Annotated in this window: 24 protein-coding genes; 21 read left to right on the top strand and 3 right to left on the bottom strand. The window is 72.0% G+C overall.

The annotated features are described in order from the left end of the window. Window positions 1-63 precede the first annotated feature (63 nt). A complete protein-coding gene (glmS, locus tag OG432_RS12820; RefSeq protein WP_328310910.1) occupies window positions 64-1,911 on the top strand; it encodes a glutamine--fructose-6-phosphate transaminase (isomerizing) in 1,848 nt (615 codons plus the stop codon). A 103-nt stretch (window positions 1,912-2,014) separates the two neighbouring features. Beyond that, window positions 2,015-2,383: a holo-ACP synthase gene (locus OG432_RS12815; protein WP_328310909.1), complete on the top strand. Its 369-nt coding sequence runs from the start codon at window positions 2,015-2,017 to the stop codon at window positions 2,381-2,383. Window positions 2,384-2,762: 379 nt separating this feature from the next. Here the strand turns inward: OG432_RS12815 and OG432_RS12810 are convergent, their stop codons facing one another. After that, window positions 2,763-4,187, bottom strand: coding sequence for an NAD(P)H-hydrate dehydratase (locus OG432_RS12810; RefSeq protein ID WP_328310907.1), 1,425 nt, complete (start codon window positions 4,185-4,187; stop codon window positions 2,763-2,765). Between the two features lie 844 nt (window positions 4,188-5,031). Here OG432_RS12810 and OG432_RS12805 point away from each other — a divergent pair. The 5 genes from OG432_RS12805 to OG432_RS12785 all read left to right on the top strand — a co-directional run bounded on the left by OG432_RS12805 (window position 5,032) and on the right by OG432_RS12785 (window position 9,420). After that, the gene (locus tag OG432_RS12805) at window positions 5,032-6,096 is read left to right on the top strand and encodes a L,D-transpeptidase family protein (RefSeq protein ID WP_328310905.1); all 1,065 of its coding nucleotides are present in this window, start codon (window positions 5,032-5,034) and stop codon (window positions 6,094-6,096) included. A gap of 77 nt (window positions 6,097-6,173) precedes the next feature. After that, window positions 6,174-7,346 carry an alanine racemase gene (gene alr / locus OG432_RS12800; protein WP_328315088.1) on the top strand — a complete coding sequence of 391 codons (1,173 nt, stop codon included), beginning with the start codon at window positions 6,174-6,176 and terminating at the stop codon, window positions 7,344-7,346. A gap of 31 nt (window positions 7,347-7,377) precedes the next feature. After that, a complete protein-coding gene (locus OG432_RS12795) occupies window positions 7,378-8,613 on the top strand; it encodes an alpha/beta fold hydrolase (RefSeq protein WP_328310903.1) in 1,236 nt (411 codons plus the stop codon). Next, window positions 8,582-9,091: a tRNA (adenosine(37)-N6)-threonylcarbamoyltransferase complex ATPase subunit type 1 TsaE gene (gene tsaE / locus OG432_RS12790; protein WP_328310901.1), complete on the top strand. Its 510-nt coding sequence runs from the start codon at window positions 8,582-8,584 to the stop codon at window positions 9,089-9,091. Before OG432_RS12795 ends, tsaE begins: the two co-directional genes overlap by 32 nt. A 152-nt stretch (window positions 9,092-9,243) precedes the next feature. Beyond that, window positions 9,244-9,420: a hypothetical protein gene (locus tag OG432_RS12785; RefSeq protein WP_328310899.1), complete on the top strand. Its 177-nt coding sequence runs from the start codon at window positions 9,244-9,246 to the stop codon at window positions 9,418-9,420. A 24-nt stretch (window positions 9,421-9,444) separates the two neighbouring features. On the opposite strand, the gene OG432_RS12780 is transcribed toward OG432_RS12785, so the two are convergent. Beyond that, entirely contained in the window at window positions 9,445-9,990 is a 546-nt protein-coding gene (locus OG432_RS12780) for a hypothetical protein (protein ID WP_328315087.1), read from the bottom strand. 145 nt (window positions 9,991-10,135) lie between these two features. On the opposite strand from OG432_RS12780, the gene tsaB reads away from it, so the two are divergent. The 10 genes from tsaB (at window position 10,136) to OG432_RS12730 (ending at window position 18,468) form a co-directional block, all read left to right on the top strand. After that, entirely contained in the window at window positions 10,136-10,789 is a 654-nt protein-coding gene (tsaB, locus tag OG432_RS12775; protein WP_328310898.1) for a tRNA (adenosine(37)-N6)-threonylcarbamoyltransferase complex dimerization subunit type 1 TsaB, read from the top strand. Window positions 10,790-10,818: 29 nt separating this feature from the next. Then, window positions 10,819-11,301 carry a ribosomal protein S18-alanine N-acetyltransferase gene (gene rimI / locus OG432_RS12770; RefSeq protein ID WP_328315086.1) on the top strand — a complete coding sequence of 161 codons (483 nt, stop codon included), beginning with the start codon at window positions 10,819-10,821 and terminating at the stop codon, window positions 11,299-11,301. Beyond that, window positions 11,301-12,452 (top strand): tRNA (adenosine(37)-N6)-threonylcarbamoyltransferase complex transferase subunit TsaD, encoded by a 1,152-nt coding sequence (gene tsaD / locus OG432_RS12765; RefSeq protein ID WP_328310897.1) that lies wholly within the window; start codon window positions 11,301-11,303, stop codon window positions 12,450-12,452. The genes rimI and tsaD overlap by 1 nt, the downstream gene beginning before the upstream one ends. Then, window positions 12,449-12,700: a hypothetical protein gene (locus OG432_RS12760; protein ID WP_328310895.1), complete on the top strand. Its 252-nt coding sequence runs from the start codon at window positions 12,449-12,451 to the stop codon at window positions 12,698-12,700. Before tsaD ends, OG432_RS12760 begins: the two co-directional genes overlap by 4 nt. A 121-nt stretch (window positions 12,701-12,821) precedes the next feature. After that, window positions 12,822-13,661, top strand: coding sequence for a polysaccharide deacetylase family protein (locus OG432_RS12755; RefSeq protein WP_328310893.1), 840 nt, complete (start codon window positions 12,822-12,824; stop codon window positions 13,659-13,661). 214 nt (window positions 13,662-13,875) lie between these two features. Continuing rightward, window positions 13,876-16,050, top strand: coding sequence for an RNA polymerase recycling motor ATPase HelR (gene helR / locus OG432_RS12750; RefSeq protein ID WP_443058380.1), 2,175 nt, complete (start codon window positions 13,876-13,878; stop codon window positions 16,048-16,050). A 157-nt stretch (window positions 16,051-16,207) separates the two neighbouring features. Next, window positions 16,208-16,564: a YciI family protein gene (locus OG432_RS12745; protein ID WP_328310889.1), complete on the top strand. Its 357-nt coding sequence runs from the start codon at window positions 16,208-16,210 to the stop codon at window positions 16,562-16,564. A gap of 237 nt (window positions 16,565-16,801) precedes the next feature. Then, window positions 16,802-17,278 carry a VOC family protein gene (locus tag OG432_RS12740; protein WP_328310887.1) on the top strand — a complete coding sequence of 159 codons (477 nt, stop codon included), beginning with the start codon at window positions 16,802-16,804 and terminating at the stop codon, window positions 17,276-17,278. Between the two features lie 116 nt (window positions 17,279-17,394). Continuing rightward, window positions 17,395-18,033 (top strand): hypothetical protein, encoded by a 639-nt coding sequence (locus OG432_RS12735; RefSeq protein ID WP_328310885.1) that lies wholly within the window; start codon window positions 17,395-17,397, stop codon window positions 18,031-18,033. Between the two features lie 69 nt (window positions 18,034-18,102). Continuing rightward, window positions 18,103-18,468, top strand: coding sequence for a hypothetical protein (locus OG432_RS12730; RefSeq protein WP_328310884.1), 366 nt, complete (start codon window positions 18,103-18,105; stop codon window positions 18,466-18,468). Window positions 18,469-18,696: 228 nt separating this feature from the next. Here the strand turns inward: OG432_RS12730 and OG432_RS12725 are convergent, their stop codons facing one another. Beyond that, window positions 18,697-20,028 carry a class I SAM-dependent methyltransferase gene (locus OG432_RS12725; RefSeq protein WP_328310882.1) on the bottom strand — a complete coding sequence of 444 codons (1,332 nt, stop codon included), beginning with the start codon at window positions 20,026-20,028 and terminating at the stop codon, window positions 18,697-18,699. On the opposite strand from OG432_RS12725, the gene OG432_RS12720 reads away from it, so the two are divergent. The 4 genes from OG432_RS12720 (at window position 20,027) to groL (ending at window position 24,317) form a co-directional block, all read left to right on the top strand. Continuing rightward, window positions 20,027-20,923, top strand: coding sequence for a polysaccharide deacetylase family protein (locus OG432_RS12720; RefSeq protein WP_328310880.1), 897 nt, complete (start codon window positions 20,027-20,029; stop codon window positions 20,921-20,923). The genes OG432_RS12725 and OG432_RS12720 overlap by 2 nt on opposite strands. A gap of 19 nt (window positions 20,924-20,942) precedes the next feature. Then, the gene (locus OG432_RS12715; RefSeq protein ID WP_328310878.1) at window positions 20,943-21,929 is read left to right on the top strand and encodes a polysaccharide deacetylase family protein; all 987 of its coding nucleotides are present in this window, start codon (window positions 20,943-20,945) and stop codon (window positions 21,927-21,929) included. Between the two features lie 344 nt (window positions 21,930-22,273). Continuing rightward, entirely contained in the window at window positions 22,274-22,582 is a 309-nt protein-coding gene (gene groES, locus OG432_RS12710; RefSeq protein ID WP_004955293.1) for a co-chaperone GroES, read from the top strand. 112 nt (window positions 22,583-22,694) lie between these two features. Next, window positions 22,695-24,317: a chaperonin GroEL gene (groL, locus tag OG432_RS12705; RefSeq protein ID WP_328310875.1), complete on the top strand. Its 1,623-nt coding sequence runs from the start codon at window positions 22,695-22,697 to the stop codon at window positions 24,315-24,317. Window positions 24,318-24,407: the final 90 nt, after the last annotated feature.

Genomic DNA, 24,407 nt, shown 5'->3' with positions numbered 1-24,407 from the left:
CGGACGAAGGGTCGCACGCGCGGGTGAGACGGAAATGGGGGGCGCCGGTCGTAGGCTGCCGCCATGTGCGGAATCGTGGGTTATGTGGGCGGGCAGTCGGCGCTGGACGTCGTGCTCGCGGGGCTGAAGCGGCTCGAGTACCGCGGCTACGACTCGGCGGGCGTCGCGGTGCTCGCCGACGGCGGTCTTGCCGGGGCGAAGAAGGCCGGCAAGCTGATCAATCTGGAGAAGGCGCTCCTGGAAGCGCCGCTGCCCGCCGGGGCCACCGGCATCGGGCACACCCGGTGGGCCACGCACGGCGGGCCGACGGACGTCAACGCGCATCCGCACCTGGACAACGCCGGGCGCGTCGCCGTCGTGCACAACGGGATCATCGAGAACTTCGCCGTGCTGCGGGCCGAGCTCGCCGAACGCGGGCACCGGCTGGAGTCCGAGACGGACACCGAGACCGTCGCGCACCTCCTGGCCGAGAGCTACTCCTCCTGCCAGGACCTGGCGGAGGCCATGCGTCAGGTGTGCGGACGCCTCGAGGGCGCGTTCACGCTGGTCGCGGTGCACGCCGACGAGCCGGACGTCGTGGTGGGCGCGCGGCGCAACTCGCCGCTCGTGGTGGGCGTCGGCGAGGGCGAGGCCTTCCTCGCCTCCGACGTCGCCGCGTTCATCGCGCACACCCGCTCCGCGATCGAACTGGGCCAGGACCAGGTCGTCGAGCTGCGCCGCGACGGCGTCACCGTCACCGACTTCGACGGGGCGCCGGCCGAGACCCGCTCGTACCACGTCGACTGGGACGCCTCCGCCGCCGAGAAGGGCGGTTACGACTACTTCATGCTCAAGGAGATCGCCGAGCAGCCCAAGGCCGTCGCCGACACGCTGCTCGGCCGGATCGACGGGGCGGGCTCGCTGACCCTGGACGAACTGCGCATCCCGCACAAGGTGCTGCGCGAGATCGACAAGGTCGTCGTCGTGGCATGCGGCACGGCGTACCACGCGGGCATGATCGCGAAGCTGGCCATCGAGCACTGGACGCGGATCCCGTGCGAGACGGAGCTGGCCAGCGAGTTCCGCTACCGGGACCCGATCCTCGACCAGCACACCCTGGTCATCGCCATCTCGCAGTCCGGCGAGACCATGGACACCCTGATGGCGCTGCGGCACGCCCGTGAGCAGGGGGCGAAGGTGCTGGCGATCTGCAACACCAACGGCTCGACGATCCCGCGCGAGTCCGACGCGGTCCTCTACACGCACGCCGGCCCCGAAGTCGCCGTCGCCTCCACGAAGGCGTTCCTCACCCAGCTGGTGGCCTGCTACCTCGTCGCCCTGTACCTGGGCCAGGTGCGCGGCACCAAGTGGGGCGACGAGATCGGGGACGTCGTGCGCGACCTCGCCGAGATCGCCACCGAGGTCGACCGCGTCCTCGAAACCATGGAGCCGGTACGGGAGTTGGCGCGCTCGCTCGCCGACAAGGACACGGTGCTCTTCCTCGGCCGGCACGTGGGCTACCCCGTCGCCCTCGAAGGCGCGCTCAAGCTCAAGGAGCTCGCGTACATGCACGCGGAGGGGTTCGCGGCGGGCGAGCTGAAGCACGGTCCGATCGCGCTGATCGAGCAGGACCTGCCGGTGGTCGTGGTCGTCCCTTCGCCCCGCGGCCGGTCGGTCCTGCACGACAAGATCGTCTCGAACATCCAGGAGATCCGGGCGCGCGGGGCGCGGACCATCGTGATCGCGGAGGAGGGCGACGAAGCGGTCGTCCCGTACGCCGACCACCTCATCCGCATCCCGGCCACACCCACCCTGCTCCAGCCCCTGGTGGCGACGGTGCCGCTCCAGGTCTTCGCCTGCGAGCTGGCGACGGCCCGGGGCAACGAGGTGGACCAGCCGCGAAACTTGGCCAAGTCTGTGACGGTGGAGTGAGGTGGAGTGAGGTGGAGTGAGGCGGTCGGGGGGGCGAGTGGGCGAGCGAGTGGATGAGTGGGTGGGCGAGGGTGGAGCGGTGCGTGAGTGAGGGAGGGGTCGAGTGATCATCGGGGTCGGCATCGACGTGGCCGAGATCGAGCGGTTCGGGGCGTCCATCGAACGGACCCCCGCGATGCTCCAACGGCTTTTCGTGGAGAGCGAGTTGACGCTGCCGAGCGGCGAGCGGCGTGGCGTCGCCTCGCTGGCCGCCCGCTTCGCGGCGAAGGAGGCCCTCGCGAAGGCGCTGGGTGCGCCGGCGGGGCTGCTGTGGACGGACGCGGAGGTGTACGTGGAGGGGAGCGGGCAGCCACGGCTCCGCGTCCGGGGCACCGTCGCGGCTCGGGCGGGGGAGCTGGGGGTTCGGCATTGGCACGTTTCGCTGAGCCATGATGCGGGGGTCGCGTCCGCGGTGGTGATTGCGGAGGGGTGACGATTCCCTCCGGGGGGTTTTGGGTGCGGGCCGTGCTGGGTTGCTCGCGCAGTTCCCCGCGCCCCTAACCCCGTTGTCGTGTGCGGACCGTGCCCGCTTCTCGCGCAGTTCCTCGCGCCCCTAACCCCGTTGTCGTGTGCGGACCGTGGACGGTTGCTCGCGCAGTTCCTCGCGTCCCTTACGGGGCTCAGTGGAGGCATCCTCAGCCCGTCATGGGGGTCCCCCCTGGCCCTTAAGGCCTTGGGGGAGATTGAGGACGAGCGCCCTTAAGGCGCGAACGGGGTCTGGGGCGGAGCCCCAGGGGGGCCGCGCCTTCAGAGTTGCCGCACGGGCGGGGGGCGGGAAAACGCGCGAACGGGGTCTGGGGCGGAGCCCCGGGTCAGGCGGGGTGGGTGATGTCGCGCCAGGTCGCCGGCAGCGCCTCGGCCACCGCGTATGCCGTCGTCGGCGCACCCTGGGCTGCCCGCCGTCCGGCGAGCCCGTGCAAGTAGGCCGCCGCCGACGCCGCGTCCCGCGCACCGAGCCCCGCCGCGAGCAGCGACCCCGCGAGCCCGGACAGCACGTCGCCGCTGCCGGCCGTGGCTAGCCAGGGCGTCCCGGTCGCGTTGGCCCGTACCGGCCCGTCCGGCCCCGCGACCAGCGTGGTCGAGCCCTTCAGGAGCACCGTCGCCCCGAACCGCTCCGCCAGTTCCCGTACCGAGGCGAGCCGTTCCGCCTCGACCCGCTCGCGGGCCACCCCGAGCAGCGCCGCCGCCTCACCCGCGTGCGGAGTGAGCAGGGTGTCCGCCGAGCGGGCCCGTACCGTACGGGGGTCGAGCCCGCGCAGCCCGTCCGCGTCCACCAGGACCGGGACGTCCGACGCGAGCACGTCGTCCACGCCGGGCCCGTCGCCGAGCCCCGGGCCCACCACCCACGCCTGGACCCGCCCGGCCTTGGCGGGCGGGCCGTCCGAGACCAGGGTCTCGGGGAAGCGGGCGAGCACCGCGTCCCCGCCCGGCCCGACGTACCGCACCGCGCCCGCGCCGCCCCGCAGCGCGCCGGCGACCGCGAGGACCGCCGCGCCCGGATAGCGGGCCGAGCCGGCGACGACCCCGACGACACCCCTGCGGTACTTGTCGCTCTCCCCGGCCGGGGTGGGCAACAGGTCCGCCACGTCGGCGTGCTGGAGGGCTTCGACCTCCGGTACGGACGGCAGGTCGAGCCCGATGGGGATCAGCCGCACCGCGCCCGCGTACTCCCGCGCGGGGTCGATGAGCAGGCCCGGCTTGTACGTCCCGAACGTGACCGTCGCGTCGGCCCGCAGCGCCTCGCCCGCCACCTCGCCGGTGTCCGCGTCCACGCCGCTCGGCAGGTCGACGGCGACGACCACCGCGCCCGAGCCGCGGGCGGCGCGGGCTACGGGGACCGCGTCGGGGCGCAGCCCGCCGTGGCCTCCGATGCCGGTGATGCCGTCGAGTACGAGGTCGGCGGCGGCCAGCACCTCGAAGGGGTCGTCGGCGACCCGGCCGCCGGCCCGCTTCAGCGCGGCGAGGCCTTCGGGGTGGGTGCGGTCGGGGCTGAGCAGTACGGCGTGGACGGCGGCGCCCCGGCGGGCCAGGCGGGACCCCGCGTACAGCGTGTCGCCGCCGTTGTCCCCGCTGCCTACGAGCAGCACGATCCTTGCGGCGTACACCCGGCCGAGGATGTCGGCGCAGGCTGCAGCGAGGCCGGCGGCGGCTCGTTGCATGAGGGTGCCGTGGGGGAGGTGGGGCATGAGGTCGGCCTCGGCGGCGCGGACGGTTTCAACGCGGTAGGCGGTACGCATGCCGCCCACTCTCCCCGATTCCTTCCACCCCCAATCCCCTGGCTCCGCCGGAGCCCGGCCCAGCCCGTGCGGCGGGGTTGGGACGACCCCCCTCCCTGTGGCTCCGCCCCAGCCCCCGACGCGTTTTCCCACCCACCCTCCCGCCCGTGCGGCTACTTGAGGGGTGCGGCTCCCTGGGGGCTCCGCCCCCAGACCCCCGTTCGCGCCTGAAGGGCGCTCGTCCTCAATCTCCCCCAAGGCCTTAAGGGCCAGGGGGGACCCCCATGACGGGCTGAGGGTGTCCATGCGGGCCGGCACCGAGTAGCTAGGGGCGCGGGGCTGTGACATCGCGCGGCTCCGCCGCGGTGGGCGCGAGCCGTCGGCGCCGGGTGCCCTACAGGGGCGCGGGGAACTGCGCGATAAGCGGGCACGGCCCGCAGCCGAAGGCGGGTTTCAGGGGCGCGGGGAACTGCGCGGGACGCGGGCACGGTCCGCACCCGAAAACCCGCCGTTCAAGGGGTGCGGGGAACTGCGCGAGAAGCGGGCACGGCCCGCAGCCGAAGGCGGGTTTCAGGGGCGCGGGGAACTGCGCGGGGCGCGGGCACGGTCCGCACCCGAAAACCCGCCGTTCAAGGGGCGCGGGGAACTGCGCGAGCAACTACGCACGGCCCGCAGGCGAAAACGGGGTTTTAGGGGCGCGGGGAACTGCGCGGGGCGCGGGCACGGTCCGCAGACGAAAGCGGGGTTAGGGGCGCGGGGAACAGCCCGCCCGCCCGCCCCGCCCGGCCAAGGCGAACACACCCCCGGGGTGACACCTGCCGCGCGGCTTCCGCGACACGCCGGGGGTGGGGGGTTCGCTGGGGGCATGAGCCATGGACGAACACCTAGTAAACGCTATAAATGGGGCACCTGCGGTCTCGTACTCGCGGCCGCGCTCACGCTGGGCGCCGCCGCCCCCGGCCCCACCACCCCCGGAACGGGCCCCACCGCCCCGGGCGCCACCACACCCGGAACGGGCCCCACCACACCCCGAACAACCGCCCCCGGAACGGGCGACGCCCCCGGGCCGGGTGACCCGCCCCCGCCGAGCCTCAGGCCCGTCACCCCCGCACCCCCCGCCCCGCCCGCCCCGGGCAACGCCGCGCCCGGCGCCAGCGAGGCGCTCGTGCCCGGGGTGCCGGTCGGCGGGGAGGCGGGGCCGCTCGACACGCCGGACCAGGTGCTGCCGCCGCTCGTGTACCAGCCCGGCGCCGACGAGGACCGGGCCGAGCCCGCCGAGGCTCCCGCCGGCACGTACCGGCTCGTCGAGTACGTACCGCTCAGCGAGGTCGCCGCCAAGCCGGGCAGCTGCACCGCCAAGACAGGGCCGCACCAGCGCCAGGTCGAGAAGTGGCTCGGGCTCAGGGCGGACGGACGGCAGTCACCCGCCGACTGTGCGGCGATCCGCAAGTTCCAGCAGGCGCAGGGCATCTCACCGACCATCGGCTTCGCAGGACCGGTCACCTGGTCGCGGATGCAGTTCCTGTCCGCCCGCAAGAACCCCAACGCCGCGCACAAGTGCCCCGTCAAGAAGACGCGGGTGGCCTGCGTCGACCTCGCGCGGCAGCTGATGTGGGTGCAGACCGGAACGAAGGTGACGTACGGTCCGGTGCCGATCCGCAGCGGGCGGGCCTCGCTCCCCACCCGGGCCGGCTGGCACAAGGTCTACTGGCGGCACAAGAACCACTGGTCGACGATCTACCACCAGTCCATGCCCTACGCCCAGTTCTTCGACGGCGGCCAGGCCTTCCACGCGATCTACCACAGCGTCTACACCACCGTCGGCAGCCAGGGCTGTGTGAACCTCACGCTCGCCGACGCGCGCAGCCTCTGGGGCGCCCTGCGCACCGGAGACGCCGTCTACGTGTGGGGGCACCGCGAGGGCACCTGAGCGGGTGTGTCCCGCGGCACAATCCGGGTCCGCGTACGGTCCTCGTACGCTCTGAGAGACTTGGCGCGATGACCGCGATGACTCAATACCCCGCCGGGCGCGCCCGCGCCGAGATCGACCTGGGCGCGCTGCGTGCCAACGTCCGGACGCTGCGCGCCTGTTCACCGGGCGCGCAGCTCATGGCCGTGGTGAAGGCGGACGGCTACGGGCACGGCGCGCTGCCGTGCGCGCGGGCCGCACGGGAGGCCGGCGCCACCTGGATCGGCACCGCCACCCCGCACGAGGCGCTGGCCCTGCGCGCGGCCGGCGTCGAGGGCCGGATGCTGTGCTGGCTGTGGACGCCGGGCGACCCCTGGCGCGAGGCGATCGAGGCGGACATCGACGTCTCGGTGAGCGGGATGTGGGCGCTGCGCGAGGTCACCGACGCGGCCCGCGCCGCCGGACGCACGGCCAGGGTTCAGCTCAAGGCCGACACCGGGCTCGGCCGCAACGGCTGCCAGCCCGCCGACTGGCCGGAACTGGTGCACGCGGCGCTCGCCGCCCCCGGGGTCGAGGTCACCGGCCTGTGGTCGCACTTCGCGTGCGCCGACGAGCCCGGCCACCCCTCGATCGCGGCCCAGCTCTCGGTGTTCCAGGAGATGACGGCGTACGCGGAGAAGGCGGGCGCCACCCCCGAGGTGCGGCACATCGCCAACTCGCCCGCCACCCTCACCCTCCCCGAGTCCCATTTCGACCTCGTCCGCACCGGCATCGCCCTGTACGGCGTCTCTCCGGCGCCCGAGCTCGGCACCGCGCGGGAGCTCGGGCTGCGGCCGGTCATGACGCTCTCGGCGTCGGTCGCCCTGTCCAAGCACGTACCGGCGGGTCACGGTGTCAGTTACGGGCATCAGTACGTCACCAGGAGCGAGACCACCCTCGGTCTCGTCCCGCTCGGATACGCCGACGGCATTCCGCGGCACGCCTCGGGGCGGGGCCCGGTCCTGGTGGGTGGAAAGGTGCGGACCGCGGCGGGCCGCATTGCCATGGACCAGTTCGTGGTCGACCTTGAAGGGGACACCGTCGAGGCGGGTGCGCGGGCCGTGCTGTTCGGGCCGGGCGACCGGGGGGAGCCGACGGCCGAGGACTGGGCGCGGGCGGCGGACACCATCGCCTACGAGATCGTGACGCGCATCGGTGCGCGGGTTCCCCGCGTCTACGTCAACGAGCACGAGCACGCAGTCACGGACACGGACACGGGTCGGGAACGGTAAGAGCGGCGACGAGCAGGAGCGGAGCGGCACGGTGAGCGAGACCAGTGCGGGGGACGCCGTCGTATCCGCGGTCCGGGACGTCCAGTCGGCGGCGGGCACCTGGCGTCTGGCCTCGATCGCGGGCGCCGCGATAGGCGTGGTCGCCGCGGGCGCGGCGGCGGGTGTGGCCATGGAGCGGCTGACCGTCGGGCGCGGCATGCGCAGGAAGGCGAGGCTCGCCCTCGACGCGTCCGGGCCCTACGGGGCACTGCGCGGCACACCGGGCAGGGCGGTCGCCGACGACGGGACGGTCCTGCACTACGAGTGCGACGAGGTGGAGCCGGAGGCGGGCGCCCACGGCTCGCGCAAGCGCCGGCTGTTCGGGCGCAAGGTGCCGGCCCCGGTCACCGTGGTCTTCTCGCACGGCTACTGCCTCAACCAGGACTCCTGGCACTTCCAGCGGGCGGCGCTGCGCGGCGTGCTGCGCACGGTGCACTGGGACCAGCGCAGCCACGGGCGCTCGGACCGCGGCAAGGCGCAGCGCGACGGCGTGCCCATCGACATCGACCAGCTGGGCCGCGACCTGAAGTCCGTCATCGACGCGGCCGCGCCCGAGGGCCCGCTCGTCCTGGTCGGCCACTCCATGGGCGGCATGACGATCATGGCGCTTGCCGACCAGTACCCCGAGCTGATCCGCGACCGCGTCGTGGGCGTCGCCTTCGTCGGTACGTCCTCGGGCAGGCTGGGCGAGGTCAATTACGGGCTTCCGGTCGCCGGTGTCAACGCGGTGCGGCGGGTACTGCCCGGCGTGCTCAAGGCGCTGGGCTCGCAGGCCGAGCTGGTGGAGCGCGGGCGGCGGGCCACGGCCGACCTGTTCGCGGGCATGATCAAGCGGTACTCGTTCTCCTCGAAGGACGTCGACCCGGCGATCGCCCGGTTCGCCGAGCGGATGATCGAGAGCACCCCGATCGACGTGGTCGCGGAGTTCTACCCGGCCTTCTCCGACCACGACAAGACGGCGGCCCTCGCGATCTTCGCGGAGGTCCCCGTCCTGGTCCTGGCCGGCGACCGCGACCTGGTCACGCCCAGCTCGCACAGCGAGGCCATCGCGGATCTGCTCCCCGACGCCGAGCTGGTCATCGTGCCGGACGGCGGCCACCTGGTGATGCTGGAGCACCCCGAGACGGTCACCGACCGTCTCGCCGACCTCCTGGCCCGGGTCGGTGCGGTGCCGCAGGCCGCTAACGTTGGGACGTATGGAAGCACCGCACAGCAGCCCGGCGGCTGACGCCGGCACCATCCTCACCCTCGACTCACCTTCCGAAATGCAGGAGTTGGGGCGCCGCATCGCCAAACTGCTCCGCCCCGGCGACCTCGTGATGCTCACCGGGGAGCTCGGCGCCGGGAAGACGACCCTGACCCGCGGTCTCGGCGAGGGCCTCGGCGTGCGCGGCGCCGTGACCTCGCCCACCTTCGTCATCGCCCGGGTCCACCCCTCGCTCGTCGGCGGCCCCGCCCTCGTGCACGTGGACGCCTACCGGCTCGGCGGAGGGCTCGACGAGATGGAGGACCTCGACCTCGACGTGGAGCTGCCCGAGTCCGTGGTGGTCGTCGAATGGGGCGAGGGCAAGGTCGAGGAGCTCTCCGACGACCGGCTCCAGGTGCTCATCGACCGGGCCGTGGGCGAGAGCGACGACGACCGCAGGACGGTGACCGTCACCGGAATCGGATCCCGCTGGGCGGGCGCCGGGGTCGAGAATCTCTGAGGCGGCGGCCGCGCGCGGCTGGAGCGCACCGTACGTTCCGACAAGACGTCGGCAAAATGTTGCGCCGGTCGCACCAGGCGTGGTCACATGGAGTAAGAGACCTGGTTAGGTCTGCCTAACCGCGCCTTCTTCCGCAGCCCCAGGAGGCCGCCATGACCGTGCCGGAACGCGAAGCGAAGCCACAGGCCCCGCGGGGCGTCCCGGCACCGCTCGGGGTGTCGATACACGATCTGCTCGCCTCGTGCGCCGCGGCGAGCGCCGTGTCGACCCCGCCGCGCGAGAGCGCTCCGGCCGCCGACGAGGGTGACGCCCGCCAGGACGCCGCGTAGTCCCATCGAGTGGCGTCGCGCGGGCTACGGGACGACGACGACCTTCGAGTTGTGCGTCGCGAACGCCCACATCGCGTCGCCGTCGGCCCGCTTCATGCGGATCCCGCCGGTCTTCTTCTCCGTCTTGGGGCTCGACATCGAGTCGTTCACCGCGGCGCTGAAGCCGACCACCACGTTCTTGCTGGTCGTGAACACCACGACGTGCTCGATGGCCACCCCGTCCGAGCCCGTGGTGTGCCCGGTCCGCGAGGTCACGATGTAGGTGCCCGGCTTCGGGCTGATCGCGGACGGTACGACGGCGAAGGTCCGCGGCGTCTTGGCGACGCCCACCAGCCACACCCGCTTGGCGCCGAGCGAGTACACGACCCGCACCCCGGTGCCCGAGTTGGCCGGCACCGACAGGTCGGGCTTGACGGCGGGGGAGCCCGCGGGCGGCAGGTGCGACGGCTTGGCCGACGCGGACGCGCTGCTGCTGGGGGCCGCCAGGTCGGCGGCCGGAGGCGCGCTCGCCGAAGCCTGATAGGCGAGGAAGCCGACCACCGCGAGAGCGGCCGCGGTGAGCCCGGCCACGAATCCCGTGCTGCTCCTTGCCACCTGGGCTTCCCCTTTCGTACGTACGTGCATGTCTACGGTCATACCTGCGGCTGACGGTAGCAGCAGGTGACGGCTCGGGCGGGACGCCGTGCCCCCGCCGCCTTGGTCGTAGGCTGTTCGCGTGCTCTTGCTCGCCGTTGATACCGCCACCCCCGCCGTCACCGTCGCCCTGCACGACGGCTCCTCCGTCGTCGCCGAGGCCCGCCAGATCGACGCCCGCCGGCACGGGGAACTGCTGCTGCCCGCCGTCCACCGGGTGCTCGCCGAGGCCGGTCTCGCCCTGGACACCGTGACGGACCTGGTCGTCGGGGTCGGTCCCGGCCCCTACACCGGACTGCGCGTCGGCCTGGTCACCGCCGCGACCTTCGGCTCGGTGCTCGGCGTGCCCGTCCACGGTCTGTGCACCCTGGACGGACTCGCCTACGCCTCCGGCATCGAAGGACCGTTCGTCGTCGCCACGGACGCCCGCCGCAAGGAGGTCTACTGGGCCCGCTACGACGACTTCCGTACGCGCGCGGGCGATCCCGGGGTCGACCGGCCCGCCGACATCGCGGAGGAGCTGAGCGGCCTGCCCGTCGTCGGCCAGGGCGCGGTGCTCTACCCGGAGGCGTTCCCGAAGGCGCTCGGCCCCGAGCACCAGTCGGCCGGCGCGCTCGCCTCGCTCGCCGCCGAGAAGCTCGCCGAGGGCACGCCCTTCCTGCCGCCGACGCCGCTGTACCTGCGCCGGCCGGACGCGCAGGTGCCCAAGAACTACAAGGTGGTCACCCCGAAGTGACCGAAGCGACCGGGGCCGTCCTGCGCGAGATGCGCTGGTGGGACATCGCGCCCGTGCTCGACCTCGAACACGAACTCTTCCCCGAGGACGCCTGGTCGGAGGGGATGTTCTGGTCCGAACTCGCCCATGCCCGGGGCCCCGGCGCCACCCGCCGTTACGTGGTCGCCGAGACCTTCGACGACGGGGAGCGGCGGCTCGTGGGCTACGCGGGGCTCGCCGCCGCCGGTGACCTTGGCGACGTCCAGACCATCGCCGCCGCCCGCGACCAGTGGGGCACCGGGCTCGGCGCCCGCCTCCTGACCGATCTCCTCAAGCACGCCACCGCCTTCGAGTGCGACGAGGTCCTGCTCGAAGTGCGCGTGGACAACACCCGGGCCCAGAAGCTCTACGAGCGCTTCGGCTTCGAGCCCATCGGGTTCCGGCGCGGCTACTACCAGCCGGGCAATGTGGACGCGCTCGTGATGCGACTGACCGTCCAGGAATACGTCCAAGGAACAGAAGAGACTGACTGATGGCTGACGAACCGCTCGTACTGGGCATCGAGACCTCCTGCGACGAGACCGGCGTCGGCATCGTGCGCGGGACGACGCTGCTCGCCGATGCCGTGGCCTCCAGCGTGGACACCCATGCCAGGTTCGGCGGCGTGGTCCCCGAGATCGCGTCGCGGGCCCACCTCGAAGCGATGGTGCCGACCATCGAGCGCGCCCTGAAGACCGCAGGGATCTCCGCGCGCGACCTCGACGGCATCGCGGTCACCGCGGGCCCCGGTCTCGCGGGCGCGCTGCTCGTCGGCGTCTCGGCCGCCAAGGCGTACGCGTACGCCCTGAACAAGCCGCTGTACGGGGTCAATCACCTCGCCTCGCACATCTGTGTCGACCAGCTGGAGCACGGGCCGCTGCCCGAGCCGACGATGGCGCTGCTCGTCTCCGGCGGCCACTCCTCGCTGCTGCTCGCCCCCGACATCACCGCGGACGTCCGCCCGCTCGGCGCCACCATCGACGACGCGGCGGGCGAGGCCTTCGACAAGATCGCCCGGGTGCTCGACCTCGGCTTCCCCGGCGGCCCGGTCATCGACCGGCTCGCGCGCGAGGGCGACCCGAAGGCGATCGCGTTCCCGCGCGGCCTCACCGGCTCGCGCGACCCGCTGTACGACTTCTCCTTCTCCGGCCTGAAGACCGCGGTGGCCCGCTGGATCGAGGCCAAGCGGAGCGCGGGCGAGGAGGTGCCGGTGCGGGACGTGGCCGCGTCCTTCCAGGAGGCCGTGGTGGACGTGCTGACCCGCAAGGCCGTACGGGCCTGCAAGGACGAGGGCGTCGACCATCTGATGATCGGCGGCGGCGTGGCCGCCAACTCCCGGCTGCGCGCGCTCGCCCAGGAGCGCTGCGAGAAGGCCGGCATCCGGCTGCGGGTGCCGCGGCCCGGTCTGTGCACCGACAACGGCGCGATGGTCGCCGCGCTCGGCGCCGAGATGGTGGCCAGGAACCGGCCCGCCTCCGACCTGGAGCTCTCCGCGGACTCCTCGCTGCCGGTGACCGAGCCGCACGTACCGGGCGAGGCGGGGGCACCGGGCGGGGCGCACTCCCACGCGCACTCCCACGCGCACTCCCACGCGCACGGCCACGATCACGTGCACGAGGTCGGCGAGAAGAACCTGTACTCATGACCGTCGCCCTGATGTGGGAGGCGCGGGCCGCCGAGGGCCGGGGCGGCGATCTGCTCGCCTGGGTGCGGGAGCACCCGGTGGCCGGTTCGCCGCTGCGCCGCGAGATCCTGCGCGCGGACGGCGACCGGGTGCTCGTCATCACCTGGTGGGACGCGCCCTACGACGCCGAGCTGCCCGAACTCCCGGAGCCTGCGGGCGGGTTGGTGGCCCGGCCGGTGCACCGCTGGCGCTTCGAGTCGGTCGGCTGAGCGCAGCTCCGGGCGGCGCGACTGTCGCTGGTCGATCGTTTGAGGCAACCCTGTGACCCTTTATGTCATCCACCTGTGCGTAAGTTGATGACGGACAGGGCCAGTGATGGGCGGGGTTGTCGTGCGCAAGAAGGCTGTCGGTGCGGCTCTCTTCGGTCTTCTGATGATCGCGGGCTGTTCCTCGGGCGGCGGCGGTGGCGCTGCGGCCGGCGCGACTCCGGACGGCAAGAACGGGGATGCGCCCCCGGCGTCGTCGTCCCCGCGCGACGACGCGGCTGCCATCGAGGCCGCGTACCGGAAGTGGGGACTCAAGCCCTTCGCGGCGCTGCCCGCGCCGCCGGCCGAGAAGCCGGTGAAGGGCAAGCCGGGCGAGGTGCCGGTGGTGAGCGACATACCCACCAAGGAGAAAATCGTCTTCGTCACGTTCGACGACGGGGCCGAGAAGGACCCCAAGTTCGTCGACATGATGCGGGACTTGAAGATCCCCTTCACGATGTTCCTGACCGACGACATCATCCGCGGCGATTACGGCTACTTCAAACCGCTGCAGGGCCTCGGCAATTCCATAGAGAACCACACGCTCTCGCACCCCAATCTGCGCACGCTCGGCGAGGCCGCGCAGAAGAACGAGATATGCACCCAGGAGAAGAAGCTGGGCAAGGAGTACGGCACGGCACCCGGGCTCTTCCGGCCCCCGTACGGCAACTGGAACGAGAACACGCGCGCGGCCGCCAAGTCCTGTGACATCCGGGCGATGGTGCTGTGGCGCGAGTCGATGCAGATCACCAACATGCAGTACCAGCGCGGCGACAAGAAGCTGCACCCCGGCGACATCATCCTGGCGCACTTCCGTGGCCCCAAGGAACTCAAGGGCACGTCCATGACGCAGATGACGGCGAACATGCTGCGCCACATACAGGAACAGGGCTTCACGGTGGCCCGCCTGGAGGATTACGTCTAAAGGCCTGGAGTCCGCAGGTCGGGAGTTCGCAGGCCGGGAGTCCGCAACCGTAATCATCGCGCGGGCGGGAAAACAAAAAGGCGAGGAGTACGTGCTCTCCTCGCCACTATCAAGATATAGCGCACTGGGGGGCTTGCGGCAAGGCCCCCATCGTGCCGCAGAATCACTGGCCTCGGGCCAGTACCTGCGGAAATGGGAGTTTCACGAAGTGCGTGTGCAGTTGTCGGTATCTGGATCCTCCAGCGCGTTCGACCTTCCCGACCGTCTTGCCGCCAAGGCCGATCCGGCGCTGATCGGAGGCGACGAGCGGCACTTCGCCGCCATCGCCCGCACCCTCGACCAAACGATCACCGAACTCTCCGGCCGTCTCGACGAGCTGCGCCGGGCACCCGGCGGCATCGGCCGGGCCGCCATGGACCGCGACATCGAGGTCCACCAGCTCACCGGCCGGCTGCGCACCCTGCGCCGCTTCGGCCTCGACCTGTGCCTCGGGCGCATCGTCGCCGCCGACGACCCCGAGCCGCTCTACATCGGCCGCCTCGGGCTCACCGACAGCGAGGGCCGCCGCCTCCTGACCGACTGGCGCTCCCCGGCCGCCGAACCGTTCTTCGCGGCGACCCACGCCGGCCCGATGGGCCTGGCGAGCCGCCGCCGCTACCGCTGGACGGCGGGCCGGATCAGCGACTACTGGGACGAAGTGTTCAGCGCGGACGGACTCGAAGGACACGCGGCTCTGGACGACCAGTCCGCGTTCATCGCGAGCCTCGGCACCAACCGCTCGGCCCGGATGCACGACGTCCTGTCCACCATCCAGGCCGACCAGGACGCCATCATCCGCGCGGGCTCGCGGGGCGCGCTCGTCGTCGACGGCGGCCCCGGCACCGGCAAGACCGTCGTCGCCCTGCACCGCTCCGCCTACCTGCTCTACTCCGACCCGCGCCTGGGCCACCGGCGCGGCGGCGTCCTGTTCGTCGGCCCGCACCGCCCCTACCTGGACTATGTCGCCGACGTACTGCCCAGCCTGGGCGAGGAGGGCGTACGGACGTGCATCCTGCGCGACCTCGTCACGGAGGGCGCCGACGCCGAGGAGGAGGGCGACCCGGCGGTGGCCCGGCTCAAGTCGACCGCGGACATGGTCGGGGCGATCGAGAAGGCCGTCGCCTTCTACGAGGAGCCGCCCACCGGGACCGTGACCGTCACCACCCCCTGGTGCGACCTGCGCCTGACCGCCGACGACTGGGCCGAGGCCTTCGGGGCGCCCGGCCCCGGCACCCCGCACAACGAGGGCCGCGAACAGGTCTGGGAGGCGCTCGTTGCGATCCTCTTCGACCGGTACGACGGCGACGACGTCACCCTCGACGAGTTCCGCCAGGCGCTGCGCCTGGACCGCGAGCTGACCGACACCCTCGCGGGCGCGTGGCCCCTGCTCGAAGCGGCCGACGTGGTCGGCGACCTGTGGTCGGTCCCGGCCTACCTGCGGATGTGCGCGCCCTGGCTGGGCCCCGACGACGTACGCAGGCTGCGACGTGCGGACGCGCGGGCCTGGACGGTGTCCGACCTGCCGCTCCTGGACGCGGCCCGCCAGCGGCTCGGCGACCCGGAGACGGAGCGGCGCAGGCGGCGCCACGACGCGGTGGTCGCCACGGAGCGGGAACGGATGTCGGGCGTCATCGCCGAGATCATCTCGGCATCCGACTTCAACTCGGCGGGCGACGAGAGCGAGGGCGCGCTGAGGATGCTGCGCGGAAAGGACCTCCAGGACACCCTGATCGACGACAGCGCCCTGCCCACGGCCGAGCCCGACCCGCTCGCGGGGCCGTTCGCGCACGTCGTCGTGGACGAGGCCCAGGAGCTCACCGACGCGGAGTGGCAGATGCTGCTGCTGCGCTGCCCCTCGCGCAGCTTCACCATCGTCGGCGACCGCGCCCAGGCCAGGCACGGATTCACCGAGTCGTGGACCGAACGCCTGGAGCGGATCGGACTCGACCGGGCCGAGGTGGCCTCCCTGAGCATCAACTACCGCACCCCTCAAGAGGTGATGACGGAGGCCGAACCGGTCATTCGCGCCGCCCTGCCCGACGCCAACGTGCCGGCCTCCGTGCGCGGCAGCGGCATTCCGGTCGCTCACGGGTCCGTCGCGGACCTGGACTCGGTCCTGGAGACCTGGCTCGCCGCGCACGCGGACGGGATCGCCTGCGTGATCGGAGATCCCGGTTTCCGTGCCACGGCCCGGGTGCGGTCGCTCAGCCCGGAGCTGTCCAAGGGGCTCGAATTCGACCTGGTGGTCCTCGTCGACCCGGAGGGGTTCGGCACCGGCATCGAGGGGGCCGTCGACCGCTATGTCGCGATGACCAGGGCGACCCAGCGGCTCGTGGTGTTGACGTCCTGAGGTCCTGACCGGTGAAAACGCGGGCCGCGGGAATTCGGAAGATTTCTCCGGGGTGGTGTCGATCCGGGCGGCTCCCGTTCGACGTAGGAGTGAGAGGTGGGGAAAACCTCCCCGCGTCACGCACGCAGACCCGCACAGAACCGAACGGAGACCGGCCATGCCGCGCTACCTGACGATGCTCCGCATCGACGAGAACAACGCCCCCGAGGGCGGCCCGAGCGCCGAGCTCATGCAGCGGATGGGCGAGCTGATCGAGGAAATGACCAAGGCCGGGGTCCTCCTGGACACCGCCGGGCTCACCGGGGCCGCCGAGGGCACCCGGGTCCGCTGGAACGGCGGTGAAATGACCGTCACCGACGGCCCGTTCACCGAGTCCAAGGAGGTCGTGGGGGGATACGCGATCATCCAGGCCAAGGACAAGGCGGAGGCGCTGGAGTGGACCAAGCGCTTCCTCCGGACCCACGAGAAGGAGTGGGACATCACGTCGGAGGTGCGCGAGATCGCGGAGGGCTAGGGCCCGTCCGGGCGGATCGTGCCGGCGACGCGGCTGATCGTGCCGGACGCGGGCGGGGCCGGGGGACCCCGCCACGGTCACATGTTGCCGCCCGTTGTCCGCGGTGATGTGCTGGTACGGCCGGTCCGTAGGAAAAGGCGGTGTTTCCCGGCCGTACCGCGATGAGTTCCGCACGCGGGGCCGGTCTCCCTGGTGTAGCCGCCCACAAGGGGACCGGCGACGGCTAGGAGGCCGACGATGACCGCGAAGATCACCCAGAAGATCACCCCCTTCCTCTGGTTCGACAGCGAGGCGGAGGAAGCCGCCAACCACTACATCTCCGTCTTCGGCGGCGACTCGCGCGTCGCGGGGATCACCCACTACGCCGCCTCGGCGCCGGGCGAGACCGGCACGGTCATGACCGTCGAGTTCTACCTCGCCGGCCAGCACTTCATCGCCCTCAACGGCGGCCCGCAGTTCACCTTCACCGAGGCCCTCTCGCTCGCGGTGGCCTGCGAGGACCAGGAGGAGATCGACCGGTTCTGGACCAAGCTCGGCGAAGGCGGCGAGGAAGGCCCCTGCGGGTGGCTGAAGGACAAGTACGGACTGTCCTGGCAGATCGTTCCGGCCGAACTGCCCGAGCTGCTCGGCCAGGGCGCGGAGAAGACCGACCGGGTCATGGCGGCGGTCATGGGCATGAAGAAGCTCGACCTCCAGACGCTCCGGGACGCGTGACGGGCGGATCGCGCGGAGCCGGGCCGGCGCCCGGAGGGAAGGGATTCGGTCGACTGTTGTGAACATGACCCAGGTCGGCCGCCCAACCCGGGGGCGCCCCGGATAGCCTCTGGCGCATGTCGTCCCGTCCGCCGCTCCCTCCCTCGCCCCCGCCGGTCGAGATACGCGCCTGGCGCGACCGCAACGCGCTGCTCGCCGACCGAGCTCAGGCTCTGGAGGCCCTGGTCAAGGGGTACTTGGGGGCCGGGCGGCTCGGCCTGCTCTGGCTGTGGGCGGCGCTCTTGGCGCTGGGCTGGTCGCTGGTCGGCGCGGCGCTCACCTCGCTCACCGACGTCCTCACCGCGATCGTGGGCGGACTCCTGCTGCTGCTCGGCCTCGGCGTGATGGTTCCCGCCGGTCTCGCCGTGGGGTTCGGTCTGCGCAAGGATCGCCGGATACGTCAACTCCTGTGCCAATGGGCCGAGTTGGACCGCGATCCCGTGCTCGACCGCAACTTGCGAAGGCCGGGCCTGAGCCTCGCCTGGCTGGTGCCCTCGGTCGTCCTGTGCGGGGCGGGGCTCGCCGTCTGCCTGGTGCTGCCCGCGACCGCTGAGCCGGGCCACGACACGTACGCCCTCGTCGTCTACGGCATGGGGCTCGGCCTGATCTGCTGGCTCACGGGGCTCGTCGGCGTGGCGAAGGCAGCGGCGTACCGGCGTTGGGTGCAGCGCTCGCTGGTGGGTGCGGGGGCGGGTGCGGGTGCGCGGGCGCGCTGAAACAGTGCGCTCTATCCTGGAGCATCGCCGCGTCGTGCTGGGGCGCGGCCCGGGGGAAGGACGGCCGTCATGGCCTGGTACTGGTGGTTCCTGATCGTTTTCTGGATGGGCGGATTCGGCTGGGCGATCGACAACGCCCGGACGGCGCTGCGGACTCGGCACGAGCGGAAGATGGAGCGGCTGGAGGCGGCGAAGCAGGAGCGGCTCGCCGTGGAGGCCGCGCACAAGGCGCCCGAGCCGGTGTGCGGGTGCACGCACCACTTGGCCAAGCATGACAAGGCGGGGAAGTGTCATGAGCGGGTTGAGGTTCCGGTCGCCTGGGACGAGAACAAGAAGCCGCTGCGGTTCGAATCGGGGCAGTGCAACTGCCAGCGCTATGTGGGGCCTCAGCCCCTCGCCCAGATCTACGCGGAAGACCTCACGGACCTGGCCTGACCCACCCCGCGCAGTTCCCCGCGCCCCTAAGGCCCGTTCTCGTCTGCGGGCCGTGCCCGCTTTCCCGCGCAGTTCCTCGCGCCCCTGAAACCCGCCTTCGTGTGCGGGTCGTGCCCGCTTCTCGCGCAGTTCCCCGCGCCCCTTACGGGGCTCGGTGGAGGCATACCCAGCCCGTCATGGGGGTCCCCTGGTCCTTAAGGCCTTGGGGGAGATTGAGGACGAGCGACCTCAAGGCGCGAGCGGGGTCTGGGGCGGAGCCCCGGTTGGGGGGAGGGGGTGGCCGATCAGCATGGTGGGGGCGCCGGCCACGCGGGTCAGGAAGACCGTCGCCGCACCGGGCCCGGAGGGCTTGACGCGGCGCCGGATCTCCTCCGGCTCCACCGCCGACCCCCGCTTCTTCACCGTGAGCACCCCCACCCCCCGCTCCCGCAACAACGCCTTCAACTTCTTCAGGTTGAACGGGAGTTGATCGGTGATCTCGTACGCCGAGGTGTACGGCGACACGTACCGCTCGTCACTCGTCACGTACGCGATCGTCTCGTCGATCAGACGCCCCGCGCACCGCTCGACGATCTCGGCGACCAGATGCGCGCGGATGACCGCGCCGTCCGGCTCGTACAGATAGCGCCCCACCGCCCCCACCGGCGGCGCGGCGAGCGGCGCCGCCGACCGCAGTGAGGCGGACGACGGCAGCAGGGTGGCGCGGACCGCGCCCGGGGTCACGCCGGTGCCGAACCACAGCACCGCCTCCTTCACGTCACCCCCGTCCGAGATCCACTCCGCCTCGGCCTGCGGCGGGATCGCCTCGTGCGGGATGCCCGGGGCGATCTTCAGCGCGGCGAAGGGCGCGGCGAGGGCCGCCGACGTCGCCCACGACAGGGGTGGCGAGTAGGCCTCCGGGTCGAAGATGCGGCCCCGCCCGCCGCGGCGCGCCGGGTCCACGAACACCGCGTCGTACCCGGACGTGTCGATGTCCGTCACGTCCGCGCACCGCACCTCGATGAGGTCCGCGAGGCCCAGAGCCTCCGCGTTGGCCCGTGCCACCGCCGCCGTGAGCGGGTCCCGGTCGACCGCGAGGACCGAGATCCCGGCCCGCGCGAGCGCCAGCGCGTCACCGCCGATGCCGCAGCACAGGTCCGCGACGCTGCGTACGCCCCGGGACGCGAAGGCCCGCGCGCGATGGGTGGCGACCGAGGTGCGGGTCGACTGCTCGACACCGTTGGGCGTGAAGTACATCCGGTGCGCGTCCGCCGCCCCGAACTTCGCCACCGCCCGCTGCCGCAGCCGCGCCTGCCCCAGCGCCGCCGACACGAGCCCCGCGTCGTGCTCGCGGCGCAGCCGGGTGGCGACCGCGAGCTCCTGGGACGGGTCGTACTCCCGCAGGGATGCGAGCAGGGCGCGGCCCTCGTCGGCCAGCAGGAGGGAGAAGGTGTCGAGGTCGTTCACCCCGTCATTGTCGTCCAGTCGTGGGCTCGCTGTGGGCCAGGCGGGCGATGGTGCGGCCGTGACGGCGGTGTCGTACGGGTCGCGGGGGCCGCGCCTGACAGGATGCGGCGCCATGCAACTAGTACGACAAAAGGGAAAAATCAGAACCAAGGCCGCCTGCGCCGTTCTGGCCCTCGCCGCCGCCCTGCTCGCCTCCGGCTGCTCCTCCGAGGACGCGGGCAGGCCGGGTCCGCAGGCCGCCAAGCAGGGGGCAGCCGGAGCCCTCAGTCAGGCCGAGCAGGCCAAGCGCGCCGAAGTAGCCCGGCTCGCCGCGGTCAAGAAGTGGGGGCTCGCCAAGCCGCCGCTGCTGGCCCCGCCGGCGCCCGCGATCAAGCCGAAGATCACCAACCGGCCGGGGTTCGAGACCGACGGCGGCGACTCGCTGCCGCCCGTCTTCACCACCGTCCCCACCAAGGACAAGATCGTCTTCCTGACGATCGACGACGGCGCCGAGAAGGACCCGGCCTTCCTGAAGATGATGCAGGAATTGCGCATCCCCTACAGCGCGTTCCTCAGTGACTACCTGGTCAAGGACGACCACGAGTACTTCAAGAAGATGCAGGGCCTCGGGGTCACGCTCAACAACCACACCCTCAACCACCGCTACATGCCGGCGCTCTCCTACGAGGAGCAGCGGCACGAGATCTGCGACCAGCAGGACAAGATCGGCCAGTGGGCCGGCAAGCGTCCCCGGCTGCTGCGGCCGCCGTACGGGAACTACAACGAGGACACCCTCAAGGCCGCCAAGTCGTGCGGGATCACGGCCGCCCCCCTGTGGGCGGAAGAGGCGTTCACCGACCACATGGAGTGGCGCGAGTGGGACCGCGACCTGCACCCCGGCGACATCATCCTGACCCACTTCCGCGGACACGCGGACTGGAACGGGACCATGGCCGACATGGTCCGCCAGGTCATGAAGGTGGTCACGGACAAGGGGTACGCCGTGGCCCGGCTGGAGGACTACGTGTGAGCGGGTCCGGGGAGCCGAGGTGACGCGGGCGCGCCGGTTCCGGGCCGCCCTGGCCGGACTGCTCGCGGCCGGCGCGCTGCTCGGGCCGCTGGCCGGGTGCTCGGAACCGACCGCGCCCGTCGCCCCGTTCAAACGGCTCGGGCGCAAGGCCGCCCAGCACGCCGTGCCGCCCCCCGGGTCGGACGCGCGCACGGTCGCCGCCCGGCGCTGGGGCCTCGCCGCCCCCCTGGCGCCCGCGCCCCGGCCGGTGGCGCCCCGGGGCGGGCCCGGGGTGCCCTTCGTCGTCGACCGCGTCCCGGTGCGGGCCAAGGTCGTGTTCCTGACCTTCGACGACGGGCCGGTCACGGACCCCGCCTTCCCCCGCATGATCCGCGACCTCAAGCTGCCCGTCGCCCTGTTCCTCACCGGCGCCGACGGGGGTGCCGGGGCGGACCGGGGTGCCGGTTCCGGCCGGGGTACCGATCTTGACCGGGGTGCCGACCTCGACCGGGGTGCCGACCTCGACCGGGGTGTCGCTCCCGCCGCCGACGCCGGTACCGCCGCCGACACCGGTGCGGCGGCCGCCGCCGTGTCCGCCCGCGCCCGGATCGACGCCCTGCGCGCCCTGGGTGCCGGGATCTACAACCACACCCTCGGCCACCCCGATCTGCGGACCCTGACCTACGGGCGCCAGCGGGCGGAGATCTGCGGCCAGCAGGACCGGCTGGCCGCGCGCTACGGGCGGCGCCCGAGACTGTTCCGGCCGCCGTACGGGTCCTACGACGCGCGCACCGTACGCGCCGCGAAGGAGTGTGGGCTGAGCGCGATGGTGCTGGCCCGCGTCACGATGACGGCCGACGGCCTGCGGTACGCCGAGGGCGCCCGGGTCCTGCGTCCCGGTGACATCGTGCGGGCCGAGCTGCGGGGACCCGGCCGGAGCGCCGGCCTCACCCGCATGACCACGCAGGTCCTTGAACACATCCGGTCGCGGGGTTTCACCGTGGGCCGCATCGAGGACTATCTCTGACCGTTTCCGGGCGCCCGGCCCCTCGTCACCCACAGCTCGCCCGTCGGCGGCCGCGCCCCTCGCGGGTCAACTCGCGCCCTCTGTAAGCCGGTTGACGGTCCGAAGCTCGTGTTCCGTGTACGGAGCCGACGGCCCGGCGCTCTCGGGGTGATCCGGCGCGCAGGCGCGAGATTGGCACTCCGCTTGACCGAGTGCTAACCGCCGTCCTAGTCTCGCTTCTGGCACTCCCCACCGGAGAGTGCCAACACAGCGACGGGCAGGTCCGGCACCCGCGACGACGGATCCACCTGGTCGCCACCCCAAACAGTTAACCCCGTGAGATCTCCGAAGGGGGAGACCGGATCGTGACGACCGCCAGCTCCAAGGTTGCCATCAAGCCGCTTGAGGACCGCATTGTGGTCCAGCCGCTCGACGCCGAGCAGACCACGGCCTCCGGCCTGGTCATTCCGGACACCGCGAAGGAGAAGCCCCAGGAGGGCGCCGTCCTCGCCGTGGGTCCGGGCCGCTTCGAGAACGGCGAGCGTCTGCCGCTCGACGTCAAGGTCGGCGACGTCGTGCTGTACAGCAAGTACGGCGGCACCGAGGTGAAGTACAACGGCGACGAGTACCTCGTCCTCTCGGCTCGCGACGTGCTCGCGATCATCGAGAAGTAATTCACCGAAGCGAATGCTTTGAGAGCTGCGCCCCTGGTCACCCCGCTGATTGCCGGGCGGCGAGGGGCGCAGTGTCATTAACCCGAGTTTTCGAGAGGGCTGAACCGCTCCCATGGCGAAGATCCTGAAGTTCGACGAGGACGCCCGTCGCGCCCTTGAGCGCGGCGTCAACAAGCTTGCCGACACGGTGAAGGTGACGATCGGCCCCAAGGGCCGCAACGTCGTCATCGACAAGAAGTTCGGCGCCCCCACCATCACCAACGACGGCGTGACCATCGCCCGCGAGGTCGAGCTCGACGACCCGTACGAGAACCTCGGCGCCCAGCTCGTCAAGGAGGTGGCGACCAAGACCAACGACATCGCGGGTGACGGCACCACCACCGCGACCGTCCTGGCCCAGGCGCTCGTCCGCGAGGGTCTGCGCAACGTCGCCGCCGGCGCCTCCCCGGCCGCCCTGAAGAAGGGCATCGACGCCGCGGTCAAGGCCGTGTCCGAGGAGCTCCTCGCGACCGCCCGTCCCATCGAGGACAAGACCGACATCGCCGCCGTCGCCGCGCTGTCCGCCCAGGACAAGCAGATCGGCGAGCTCATCGCCGAGGCCATGGACAAGGTCGGCAAGGACGGTGTCATCACCGTCGAGGAGTCCAACACCTTCGGTGTGGAGCTTGAGTTCACCGAGGGCATGGCCTTCGACAAGGGCTACCTCTCCCACTACATGGTCACCGACCAGGAGCGTATGGAGGCCGTCCTCGACGACCCGTACATCCTGATCAACCAGGGCAAGATCTCCTCGATCCAGGACCTGCTGCCGCTCCTGGAGAAGGTCATCCAGGCCGGCGCCTCCAAGCCGCTCCTGATCATCGCCGAGGACGTCGAGGGCGAGGCGCTCTCCACCCTGGTCGTCAACAAGATCCGCGGCACGTTCAACGCCGTGGCCGTCAAGGCCCCGGGCTTCGGCGACCGCCGCAAGGCCATGCTCCAGGACATCGCCACCCTCACCGGTGCGACCGTCATCGCCGAAGAGGTCGGCCTCAAGCTCGACCAGGCCGGCCTCGAGGTGCTCGGCACCGCGCGCCGCGTCACCATCACCAAGGACGACACCACGATCGTCGACGGCGGCGGCAACAGCGGCGACGTCGAGGGCCGGATCAACCAGATCAAGGCCGAGATCGAGGCCACGGACTCCGACTGGGACCGCGAGAAGCTCCAGGAGCGCCTCGCGAAGCTGGCCGGCGGCGTGTGCGTGATCAAGGTCGGTGCCGCCACCGAGGTCGAGCTCAAGGAGCGCAAGCACCGTCTGGAGGACGCCATCTCCGCGACCCGCGCCGCGGTCGAGGAGGGCATCGTCTCCGGTGGTGGCTCCGCCCTGGTGCACGCCGCCAAGGTCCTCGAGGGCAACCTCGACAAGACCGGCGACGAGGCCACCGGTGTCGCGGTCGTGCGCCGCGCCGTCGTCGAGCCGCTGCGCTGGATCGCCGAGAACGCCGGCCTCGAGGGCTACGTCATCACCTCCAAGGTGAGCGAGCTCGACAAGGGCTTCGGCTTCAACGCCGCGACCGGCGAGTACGGCGACCTGGTCAAGGCCGGCGTCATCGACCCCGTCAAGGTCACCCGCTCCGCCCTGGAGAACGCCGCCTCCATCGCGTCCCTGCTGCTCACGACCGAGACCCTGGTCGTCGAGAAGCCGGCCGAGGAGGAGCCCGAGGCCGGTCACGGCCACGGCCACTCCCACTGACGCACCCCGTCAGCGGTAGCCGCACGCGGTAGAGGCCCGGCATCCCCTTCGGGGGGTGCCGGGCCTTCGGCATGTGCGTACGCCGGACCG

The organism is Streptomyces sp. NBC_00442 (assembly GCF_036014195.1).
In the GTDB taxonomy this organism is placed as follows: domain Bacteria; phylum Actinomycetota; class Actinomycetes; order Streptomycetales; family Streptomycetaceae; genus Streptomyces.
The sequence above is the reverse complement of the archived record's forward strand: the minus strand, read 5'-3'. Positions and strand labels throughout refer to the sequence as shown.

Bases quoted from the DNA above. Each gene is read 5' to 3' on its own strand.
- glmS (WP_328310910.1), top strand. From the start codon at position 64: ATGTGCGGAATCGTGGGTTATGTGGGCGGGCAGTCGGCGCTGGACGTC.
- OG432_RS12810 (WP_328310907.1), bottom strand. From the start codon at position 4,187: ATGCGTACCGCCTACCGCGTTGAAACCGTCCGCGCCGCCGAGGCCGAC.
- OG432_RS12805 (WP_328310905.1), top strand. From the start codon at position 5,032: ATGAGCCATGGACGAACACCTAGTAAACGCTATAAATGGGGCACCTGC.
- alr (WP_328315088.1), top strand. From the start codon at position 6,174: ATGACTCAATACCCCGCCGGGCGCGCCCGCGCCGAGATCGACCTGGGC.
- tsaE (WP_328310901.1), top strand. From the start codon at position 8,582: ATGGAAGCACCGCACAGCAGCCCGGCGGCTGACGCCGGCACCATCCTC.
- OG432_RS12785 (WP_328310899.1), top strand. From the start codon at position 9,244: ATGACCGTGCCGGAACGCGAAGCGAAGCCACAGGCCCCGCGGGGCGTC.
- rimI (WP_328315086.1), top strand. From the start codon at position 10,819: ATGCGCTGGTGGGACATCGCGCCCGTGCTCGACCTCGAACACGAACTC.
- tsaD (WP_328310897.1), top strand. From the start codon at position 11,301: ATGGCTGACGAACCGCTCGTACTGGGCATCGAGACCTCCTGCGACGAG.
- OG432_RS12760 (WP_328310895.1), top strand. From the start codon at position 12,449: ATGACCGTCGCCCTGATGTGGGAGGCGCGGGCCGCCGAGGGCCGGGGC.
- OG432_RS12745 (WP_328310889.1), top strand. From the start codon at position 16,208: ATGCCGCGCTACCTGACGATGCTCCGCATCGACGAGAACAACGCCCCC.
- OG432_RS12740 (WP_328310887.1), top strand. From the start codon at position 16,802: ATGACCGCGAAGATCACCCAGAAGATCACCCCCTTCCTCTGGTTCGAC.
- OG432_RS12735 (WP_328310885.1), top strand. From the start codon at position 17,395: ATGTCGTCCCGTCCGCCGCTCCCTCCCTCGCCCCCGCCGGTCGAGATA.
- OG432_RS12730 (WP_328310884.1), top strand. From the start codon at position 18,103: ATGGCCTGGTACTGGTGGTTCCTGATCGTTTTCTGGATGGGCGGATTC.
- OG432_RS12720 (WP_328310880.1), top strand. From the start codon at position 20,027: ATGCAACTAGTACGACAAAAGGGAAAAATCAGAACCAAGGCCGCCTGC.
- OG432_RS12725 (WP_328310882.1), bottom strand. From the start codon at position 20,028: ATGGCGCCGCATCCTGTCAGGCGCGGCCCCCGCGACCCGTACGACACC.
- groL (WP_328310875.1), top strand. From the start codon at position 22,695: ATGGCGAAGATCCTGAAGTTCGACGAGGACGCCCGTCGCGCCCTTGAG.